General features: G+C 71.9%; 9 protein-coding genes and 1 pseudogene. 4 read left to right on the forward strand and 6 right to left on the reverse strand.

The features are described from left to right. Positions 1–5 precede the first annotated feature (5 nt). The gene (locus tag L7D48_RS05015) at positions 6–359 is read right to left on the reverse strand and encodes a CU044_2847 family protein (protein ID WP_237877661.1); all 354 of its coding nucleotides are present in this window, start codon (positions 357–359) and stop codon (positions 6–8) included. 479 nt (positions 360–838) lie between these two features. On the opposite strand from L7D48_RS05015, the gene L7D48_RS05020 reads away from it, so the two are divergent. The 3 genes and pseudogenes from L7D48_RS05020 to L7D48_RS05030 form a co-directional block, all read left to right on the forward strand. After that, positions 839–1,372 carry a hypothetical protein gene (locus L7D48_RS05020; RefSeq protein ID WP_237877662.1) on the forward strand — a complete coding sequence of 178 codons (534 nt, stop codon included), beginning with the start codon at positions 839–841 and terminating at the stop codon, positions 1,370–1,372. Beyond that, positions 1,369–1,839: a GNAT family N-acetyltransferase gene (locus tag L7D48_RS05025; protein ID WP_237877663.1), complete on the forward strand. Its 471-nt coding sequence runs from the start codon at positions 1,369–1,371 to the stop codon at positions 1,837–1,839. The genes L7D48_RS05020 and L7D48_RS05025 overlap by 4 nt, the downstream gene beginning before the upstream one ends. A 438-nt stretch (positions 1,840–2,277) precedes the next feature. Next, positions 2,278–2,589, forward strand: a pseudogene (locus tag L7D48_RS05030) (hypothetical protein); the annotation flags it as partial. Positions 2,590–2,649: 60 nt separating this feature from the next. Here the strand turns inward: L7D48_RS05030 and L7D48_RS05035 are convergent. The 4 genes from L7D48_RS05035 to L7D48_RS05050 all read right to left on the reverse strand — a co-directional run bounded on the left by L7D48_RS05035 (position 2,650) and on the right by L7D48_RS05050 (position 5,644). Then, the gene (locus tag L7D48_RS05035; protein ID WP_237877664.1) at positions 2,650–2,811 is read right to left on the reverse strand and encodes a hypothetical protein; all 162 of its coding nucleotides are present in this window, start codon (positions 2,809–2,811) and stop codon (positions 2,650–2,652) included. Between the two features lie 58 nt (positions 2,812–2,869). Then, positions 2,870–3,499, reverse strand: coding sequence for a DUF4232 domain-containing protein (locus L7D48_RS05040; RefSeq protein WP_237877665.1), 630 nt, complete (start codon positions 3,497–3,499; stop codon positions 2,870–2,872). Positions 3,500–3,882: 383 nt separating this feature from the next. Then, positions 3,883–4,890, reverse strand: a complete 1,008-nt coding sequence (locus L7D48_RS05045; RefSeq protein ID WP_237877666.1) for a 1-aminocyclopropane-1-carboxylate deaminase — start codon at positions 4,888–4,890, stop codon at positions 3,883–3,885. Positions 4,891–4,975: 85 nt separating this feature from the next. Next, positions 4,976–5,644 carry a GntR family transcriptional regulator gene (locus L7D48_RS05050; RefSeq protein ID WP_237877667.1) on the reverse strand — a complete coding sequence of 223 codons (669 nt, stop codon included), beginning with the start codon at positions 5,642–5,644 and terminating at the stop codon, positions 4,976–4,978. An 84-nt stretch (positions 5,645–5,728) separates the two neighbouring features. Here L7D48_RS05050 and L7D48_RS05055 point away from each other — a divergent pair, with 84 nt between their 5' ends. Next, positions 5,729–6,322 carry a DinB family protein gene (locus tag L7D48_RS05055; RefSeq protein WP_237877668.1) on the forward strand — a complete coding sequence of 198 codons (594 nt, stop codon included), beginning with the start codon at positions 5,729–5,731 and terminating at the stop codon, positions 6,320–6,322. Between the two features lie 309 nt (positions 6,323–6,631). On the opposite strand, the gene L7D48_RS05060 is transcribed toward L7D48_RS05055, so the two are convergent. Further along, positions 6,632–7,996, reverse strand: coding sequence for a hydrolytic protein (locus L7D48_RS05060; RefSeq protein WP_237877669.1), 1,365 nt, complete (start codon positions 7,994–7,996; stop codon positions 6,632–6,634). Positions 7,997–8,257 lie beyond the last annotated feature (261 nt).

Genomic DNA, 8,257 nt, shown 5'->3' on the forward strand with positions numbered 1-8,257 from the left:
CCCGATTATCCGGGATCACTCGCACCCCACTCCAGACGGACGGCGAAGTTAGCCTCGCTCGCCGCCTTCGCGACCACGACGCCCGCCTCGGCGGACAGTTTGATCCCGAACTCCACGCTCACCGAGTCGGGCCGGCTGGCCAGGCCCCGCACGCTGTCGGCGACCGCCTCGACCGCCGGCCTTATGTGCGCCAGCGCCTCCTGGAGGGTGTCCGCCGAGCCTCGGACGACGTCGGAGACCGACCCGCGGCCCACCCGGCCGATCCCGCTGTCCGGTTCCCCTTCGACCTCGACCCGCACCGCGGTCCCGTCGCTGAGCCTCATCTCGCCGATCCGGGTCACGCCGCCCGCCCTCCGCATTCGTGCATCGTCACGGCCTACCACTATGCCGATCAACTCGTGTGCGCGGAGCGGAGTTCGGGCATCACACCCACCACCTGCCGCCGCCCCGGCGATGGCCCCCGGGCCCGTCGGGCCCGCCCGGCAACGGCCGAGGCGGTTGCGGCATGATCGCGGCAGCAGCCGCTCCAGTGCCTCCGCGGCCGCCCGCGCCCTCGGTTCTCCGCCCCGGGAGGCGTCGTAGTCCCGGGCCTCGCCGTCGTAGTCGATCAACCTGTCCGTCCTTTCCGGGGTGTGGTGTGCCGCTATGCCGGACGCGGCGCGGGCTGTCGGTGGTCCGTCAACATATCGCCGTGGTTGGCCATCCAGCCGACCGGACAGAACACTTCGGCGTATCGACCACCATCTGCCGTCCGGGCGCCGGGCCCTGGGCGGCTCAGGTGACGGTGCGGGCCATTCGCCCATGGTGGCTGCTGTGGGCGAGCGTGCATCATGGCCGCATGGCGGATCTCACTGAAGTCCGGTCCGGACGGTTTCCGGCACATGGTGACAACGACGTGTTACGCGCGCTGGCCGATGGCCACCATGCCCGGACTGTGCGCGCCCTGGGGTGCTCCGAGATCGCCGGGCACGCGGTGAAGTCCTACGCGATCGAGGCGCCCGGCCGGACGGTGACGGGGCAGGATGCCCAGGCGGCGGCGCGGATCGCGGCCGACCACCTGTCGTCGGCGTACCTGCGGGGCTCGATCGGGTTGGCTGTGCTGCTGGTGCATGCCGGTGGTGACGGTGACTACGTTCTGGTGCACACGTGGATCGAGGGGTATATGTCCGACCTCGCTGTCTTCACCGGGCCGGCGGGTGACGTCAGCCGGCTGCGGCCCGGCCGCTCGGGCCTTGCTCCGTGCGTCTGGGAGGCGGCGGTGTTGGCTCACGAGCGGGACGCGTTCAGCCGGCACGTGCTGGACGGAGACGGCGCGCTTGAGGAGCGGCTGGCCGTGTGGCGTGGTGACGTACTCGAAGGTGAGGTCCGATGACGGCTGCCGGAATACCGCGGGTGCGGCATGCACGGCCCGCCGATCTCCCGTACGTCGCCCTGCTGGCTGCTGAGCATGCGGCGTACGAGAACGCGGCGCAACCGCCTGCCGATCTGCCTCGGCGGCTGGAGGCGCTGCTCTTCGGTTCCGCGGCTGGGAGGCTGCGCTGCTTCGTCGCGGAGTCGGGCGACGGCGAGATCATCGGATACGCCTCGTGCGCGCCTGAGGTGTCCACCTGGGACGGTGCGGAGTACCTGCACATGGACTGCCTCTTCCTGCGGGAGAGCCACCGAGGCCTGGCGATCGGCCGGATGCTGGTGGATGCCGTGCTGGACGAAGCACGTGCACTCGGACTCGACCAGGTGCAGTGGCAGACTCCCCCCTGGAACAAGGACGCGATCAGGTTCTACGACCGGCTGGGCGCTCAGGCGAAGGAGAAACGGCGTTACTTCCTGCCCGTCCGCTGAGTCGGTCGCGGGCCTCCGCCGTTGCCTTCTTCGTGGCTCCGCAACGGGATCCCCGGTCTTCGGGGCCGTAGGCCTGGTCGCCGTGGAGCTTGGCCGACCTGCGACGCCTCGGGCGCCGAACCCGTCGGGACCCACACGGCGGAGCTTCGCCCACGCCCGGGCCCGGCTCCACTGGGCGAGCCTCGGTAGACGGTGGGCCAGTGCCGGAGCACTCCGTCGATGTCGCAGAGCACTGCGTCGTAGGCGAGTCGCGGCATGTCCTTCACTCCTGAGCGATTGGCCGGCTGCTGATCCCGTATGCGCGGGCGCCCCGGTTTCCGGCGGCGGCCCGCTGCCATTTGACGACGAGGGTGATGTCGACGCCAGGGGCAGCGGCGAGGACAGCAGCGGGCGACTCGGTGACGAGTTGGAGCAGCACGGTCGAGTGGACCTCGGCGAGTCAGGACCTGGGCCAGGGTGGCGGCCAACCCGGACGCGCCTCCGGGGCTGCTGGAGGACCTGGTCCGGCACCGGCCGGCGGCGCGGAAGGTGTTCCGCGAAGTCGCCCGGCATCCCGGGGCGACGGCACCCGCCCTGCTTGCCTGCCTCGCGGGCAGGCAGGCAAGACCCATAGCGGCCGGCCACCCGGCACTCCCGCCGAAGGCCGTCGCAGAGCTGCTCACCGACCCGGACCGGCAGGTGGCGGAAGCAGCGGCGGCCAACCCCTCCCTGCCGCCCGCCGTGGCATCGGACCTGGTGAACCGGCGGTAAGCGTCCCGCCCGCCAAGGGGGCGTGGCAGAAGGTACCGGGTGATCCGCCGCATCCGGCCGTCATCGCCGGGCCGGGGGCGGCATGCGCTGCTCCTCGTCACCGGTGCCACGGCCGACCGACCGTATCGGGCCGGTGCGCAGTCGGGTCCGCACATCCGTACCGGCCGCCTGGACCACCGCGATGTCCCCCGTGGCGGTCGGCGCCGCCAAGGCCTCCGACATGCTCTCCCTTCCTTCGTGTCCTTGCACCCTTGCTCCCTCACGGGGGCCCTTAGGGCAGTCAGTTGGAGAAGGGGACCGCCTCGGAGGCCGAGGTGTGCCAGTTGGTGACGACCGGCGAGTCAACGGTGATCGTGCCGACCTCGAGGCTCACCGGGTTCGGGTCCTCGTTACCGACGGAGACGATGATGCTGGTCAGCTCCTTGCCACCGTTGTCACTGGTCGTCTTGGGATTGACGCCCGCGTAGGCGGTGACGCCGGACTTCAGGGTGATCTCCGGTCCGGCCGACTGCTCGGCGGGCCCGGCCTGGGTGCCGTCCGAGCCGAAGGAGACGGTGGGCAGGCCGGCGGGGAGGACGCAGGTGATGCCGGGCTTGGCCGTGGCGGCGATGAGGATGTAACCACCCGCCTGGGTTTCGGAGGTGGCGCTCCAGTCGATGTCGTTGGCGCCACAGCCCTGGCCGTAACCGCTCTTGTCGGCTGACTCGCCGTCGTCCGCACCGGGGGTCTCGGCGCTGCCGCCCGTGGAACCGCCTTCCCCGGTGTCCTGGCCGGAGCCGGCGGTGGGCGTGGCGGTGACGGACGCGGACTCCGCGTCGTTCGAGGCCGTGTCGTTCTGGCAGGCGGTCATCAGCAGTCCCGTACCGAGGGCGGTGGCGGCGGCGAGGGCGAGGCGCGAGCGACGGTTCATGAGGGTGATCCCTTCGGGCTGGCCAGTGGCGCGGCGGGGCCTGTCGACCACCACCGACCTGTATGACGAGCAGTTCCGGGAGCGGGTTCGGCTCAGTCGCACGCCCGTGACGTCCGTCGTTCTCCTGTGACAGTCAGCGGAACCGGTCAAGGGGGCGGAAGGCCGGGTTCCGACGCGCTCCTCAGGGAGATGCCGAGCGTACGCGGTGCCGTCGTTGCCGCGGGCGTACCCGAAACGGCCCCGCGGCGGCCGCGCCGGGCCGGCACGGGCTCGGCGCCGGTGACGCTGCCGTCGTCACGGTCGGCTTTCCCCGCGTCGACATAGCCCGCGCGCCGTGGTGTCTCCCCCGGTGGGAGGCACCACGGCGCGGGGTGGCCGGTCCGTCAGTGGAACAGGCCGCTGTAGGCGTTGAGTGCGGGCTGGCCGCCGAGGTGGGCGTACAGGACGTTGGAGTCCTTGGGGATGTCGCCGTCGCGCACCAGGTCGATGAGCGCGGCCATCGACTTGCCCTCGTAGACCGGGTCGAGGATCATCCCCTCGGTACGGCCGGTCAGGCGGATGGCGTCCAGGGTCGACTGGACGGGAACGCCGTACTTCTCGCCCGCCCACCCCTCCAGCAGGGTGATCTCCTCCTCCTTCAGCTCCCGCCCCAGTCCGAGGAGTTCGGCGGTGCCGCGGGCGATGCGCTCCACCTGCGCCCGTGTCCTGGCCGGTTCGGCGGAGGCGTCGATGCCTATCACCCGGCGCGGGCGGTCCTGGCCGGCGAATCCGGCGATCATTCCGGCCTGGGTGCTGCCGGTGACGCTGCACACCACCACGGTGTCGAAGAAGACGCCGAGTTCCCGCTCCTGCGCCTGCACCTCCCAGGCCCAGTTGGCGAACCCCAGCCCGCCCAGCGGGTGGTCGGAGGCCCCGGCTGGGATGGCGTACGGTGTGCCGCCGGCGGCCCGTACGTCCTCCATGGCCCGGTGCCAGCTGTCCCGGAAGCCGATGTCGAAGCCGGCGTCGACGATTTCGACGTCGGCGCCCATCACGCGGGACAGCAGGATGTTGCCCACCTTGTCGTTGACCGGGTCCGGCCAGTCCACCCAGTGCTCCTGCACCAGGCGTGCCCTGAGCCCCAGCCGGGCGGCCACGGCGGCGACCTGCCGTGTGTGGTTGGACTGCACTCCGCCGACGGTCACGAGGGTGTCCGCGCCCTGCCTCAGGGCGTCGGGTACCAGGTACTCCAGCTTGCGGGTCTTGTTGCCGCCGTAGGCGAGTCCGCTGTTGCAGTCCTCGCGCTTGGCCCATATGCGGGCCCCGCCAAGGGTGTCGCTGAGCCGGTCCAGCGGGTGGACCGGGCTGGGGCCGAACAGCAGCGGGTACCGCTCGAAGTCGTCGAGGGACACGGTGGGCTCCTTGTCGTGGTGGGCCCGGTGCGGCCGGGCTGCCGTCGTCGCGGGGCCGAGCACGGCTCGGTCCGCCGTCCTGCCGCTACCGCTGGGAGGGCAGGGTGTCCAGCAGGGGGACGAGCGTGTGCCAGTTGGCGCGTGCCGCGGCGGCCGCGCCCTCGGCGTCCCCCGCCGCGCACAGCTCGGTGATCCGTTCGTGCTGCGCCACCGAGCCCCGCCCGCCGAGCGAGGAGAAGCGCAGCCGTTCCACGCGCCGCAGCACCGGCGTGTACTGCTCCAGGACGCTTCGCACCGCCTGGTTGGCGCAGGCGGTGACGGTGACGGCGTGGAATTCGTCGTCGGCGGCCAGCGCGCCCTCGACGTCGCCTCGGCGCAGCGCTTCGGCGAAGCGGGTGTTCGCCTCGCGCATGGTGTCCAGTTCGGCGGTGGCCAGGTTCGGCACCGCCTCGCGGACGGCCGCCTCGTGCATGGCGGCCACCACCGACTGGGCGTCGCGGACGGCGCGGGCGTCCAGCGGGCTGACGATGGTGTGGCTGCCGGGCTTGGTCCGCACCAGTCCGGCCTGTTCCAGCCGGGCCAGGGCCTCCCGGACGGGGGTGCGGCTGACGCCCAGCCACTTCACCAGGTCGGCGTCGTGGAGGCGTTCTCCGGGCGCGAGCGTGCCGTCGACGATGGCGTCGCGGATCGCCTGGTAGGCGCGCTCCCTCAGGAGGGGCCGGGGTTCGAGCCCTCGGCTCTGCGGAACTGGCATGCAATATATTGCATGCCAGGAAGCCGTCTCCCGTCAACACCCAAGGACGGCATCAAGGGAACGTGTGAGCGGCGGAATGCCCTCATGACCTCATCGGATTCCAAGGCCGACCTCGCCTTCTACCCGCAGTCCGCCCGCGACGCCCTGCTGTGGAAACTGGAAGGCCTCTCGGAGTACGACGTCCGCCGCCCGCTGACGCCGACGGGCACCAACCTGCTCGACCTGGTGAAACACGCGGCCGGTGTGGAACTGGGCTACCTCGGCGACACCTTCGGGCGGCCGTCCGGCGAACCGCTGCCATGGCTGGAGGACGGCGCCGAGCCCAACGCGGACATGTGGGCCACCGCGGACGAGTCACGCGAGTACGTCGTCGCCCTCTACCGCCGGGCGTGGGCGCACGCGGACGCGACGCTCGACGCGCCGGCGCCGGACACGGTCGGCAGGGTGCCGTGGTGGCCCGACGGCAGGGACGAGGTGACCTTGCACCACGCCGTGGTGCGCGTGATCGCCGACACGCACCGGCACGCCGGGCACGCCGACATCGTCCGGGAACTCCCGGACGGCTCCGTGGGGATGGGCAAGGGCAACCTCAGCATGGCGCCAGGCGACTCGGCCTGGCGGGGTGACTACCGGAGCCGACTGGAGCACGCGGCACAGGAGGCCGGCCGAAGCGCGTAGCTCCAGGCCCGGACGAACCCCTTGGACCTCCACTGCCCAAGGGGCTCGGCAGCCGCGGCGGGGTACAGGCCGGACCCGCGTGGCCGGACCGCCGGCGCGGCTGCGGCCGTTACCGACCACCTCGCCTTCGGCGACGGCATCGTCGAGACCGGGACGCGAGGTGCCCGGGGCGGGCCACTGGCTCCCGAGGCGGTGAGGGCGCTCATCCGGGCGGAGCCGCTTTTCGGCCCTGGCGCATCGTTTTCCGGCCAGGGCAAGATCCGGATGTTCAGCCGCACCGCCGCCGGCGGATACTCTTGTGAAGCGTGTTCACCCCGTTGTACGGCTGAGCACACCGCTCACGTTCAGAACTTCATGGCATCCCCGCGCCCGGCGACCGGTGGCCGGTGTGCCCGGCTTCTCACAGGTCACTTCCACTGTCACGGTTTCGTTCTCAGGGATCTCGATGGGGGTCACCCAGTGATAGTCCTGGTTGCGGAAGGTCTCCAGCGCGATCGTGGTGATCTTGCGGTCGCCGAACGTGATCGTCAGTGTCCCCTCGTCGCCCTGGAAGTTGGCGACAACTATGTCCGTGATCCCGAAGACGCTGCCCGCCGGTACCCGGTAGGTACCGGTCCTGGTCTGCCCCGCGGACGTCTGCAGATCGATGGTCGCCGAGCTCTGCCGGCCGGCACCGCCCGAAGCGCCGGCGCCGCCGTCGGCCGCGCCCCCGTCGCCGCCCGGACCGGGCGATGCTCCCGTGCCCCGGTCACCGGGGCGGGCGTCCGAACCGCCGCCGGGGCCGGTGCCCGGACCCTGCCCACCCTGCTCCCCTGTGTGCGTGGGACGCGACTGGACCACCTCGCCGGCCGCTTCCTCGGCCGCCTCCTCGGCGGCGCTGCGCACCACCGGGCGGACCAGCGCGAACCAGGCGAGCAACAGCGCCAGCAGCGCGGCGAGCACCACGAGCAGCCACTTGGGGAAGACCGGGATCTGGACGAACTCCGCTTCCAGCGGCGCCCGGACCGCGATCGCGTCCCGTCGCGCCGTCTCCCGGTCGCCGGCTTCGTCGGTTTCGGCGGTGTCCACGGTGAACGGCCACACCACCGGGGAGCCGAACCACACCGGCTTGCCCGTACGGACCCGCAGCCCGGCCTCCACCGACTCCCCGGGCTGGAGCTCCGGCTCCGCCGGGCTGAAGGCGAATCCCAGTTCCTCGCCCGCCTGGCCGGGAGTGAAGCCCACCCGCACGGGGGTGTTGCCCCGGTTGCGCACCGCCAGCCGGTAGCGGCCCCGCAGCCAGCCGTGCCGGCGGCCCGGGGTCAACTCCGTGCGCAGTTCCCGGAACTCCCCGACGTGCACGGTGGTTTCGACCACCCGCACCGACTCGGGGTGTTCGGCCGGCAGGATCCGCACTCCGAGGGGCGTCTCACCGGCCCGGACCTCCGGGGAGCGCGGCGGCTCCAGACGGATCGTCACCGTCTGCGAGGTGCCGGGATACAGGGATATCCGTGGGGGGTCCACAGTGGTCCAGGCGGCACAGTCCCCGACGACCTCCAGGTCGTACGCCTCGACGATGTCGCCGTCGTTGCGGACCGTCACACTGGTCGTGGCTGTGTCGCCCGGTGCCACCGTCACAGCCGGGATGTCGAGGCCGGCTGCACCGGGGCCGGAAGAGGCTTCGGAAGGCGTCACGCCACCACGGTAGGACCGTGCTCGAGGGCTCAACGAGGAGCGCGAGGGCAACACCCGGGCAGTCGTCGTGCCCGGGGACAACAACCGATCTCTCCGCAGGAGGACGTGGCCCGCGGCGGTACTCCGTCGCGGTGCGCCGGCAGCGCACGGGCGGCCCGTCCCCACGTCGTCCCGCGGACCCGGCACTTACGGAACAGGTAGCTTCCCATGCACTCCTCAGAGAAGATCACCCCGCCCACGACCGCCCCCACGCCCTATGTG

The sequence above is a fragment of the Streptomyces sp. ICN903 genome (assembly GCF_022015835.1).
Lineage (GTDB): Bacteria > Actinomycetota > Actinomycetes > Streptomycetales > Streptomycetaceae > Streptomyces > Streptomyces fenghuangensis.